This is a genomic window from Deinococcus radiopugnans ATCC 19172 (assembly GCF_006335125.1).
Taxonomy (GTDB): Bacteria; Deinococcota; Deinococci; order Deinococcales; family Deinococcaceae; genus Deinococcus; species Deinococcus radiopugnans.
This window is the reverse complement of sequence record NZ_VDMO01000091.1, coordinates 1-511: the sequence shown is the minus strand read 5'-3', so window position 1 is coordinate 511 and position 511 is coordinate 1. Positions and strand designations below refer to the sequence as shown.

Annotated in this window: 1 protein-coding gene; it reads right to left on the bottom strand. The window is 66.3% G+C overall.

The window, feature by feature from the left end; genetic code table 11:
• Positions 1–511, bottom strand: a 511-nt coding sequence (locus FHR04_RS21545; RefSeq protein ID WP_249039251.1) for a SufD family Fe-S cluster assembly protein, incomplete at both ends; no start/stop codon positions are given.

Sequence of the window (511 nt, the reverse complement as noted above, 5' to 3'; positions counted from 1 at the left end):
CCATCTTGCAGCCGGCGTCCTGGTGCTGCCCCTCGCCCGCGAAGGCGATGGACAGCGTCTCGCCGCGGGCGTGCTCGCCCAGCAGGTAGATCGCCGGGTACTTCATGGTGACCTTGGAGCCGATGTTGCCGTCGACCCACTCCATCGTCGCGCCCTCGGCCGCGGTCGCCCGCTTGGTCACGAGGTTGTAGACGTTGTTCGACCAGTTCTGGATGGTCGTGTACCGCACGCGGGCGTTCTTCTTCACGATGATCTCGACGACCGCGGAGTGCAGCGAGTCCGACTGGTAGATCGGCGCGGTGCAGCCCTCGACGTAGTGCACGTACGAGCCCTCGTCCGCGATGATCAGCGTCCGCTCGAACTGGCCCATGTTCTCGGTGTTGATCCGGAAGTAGGCCTGCAGCGGGATCTCGACGTGCACGCCCGGCGGCACGTAGACGAACGAGCCGCCCGACCACACGGCGGTGTTCAGCGACGCGAACTTGTTGTCGCCCGGCGGGATGACCGAGCC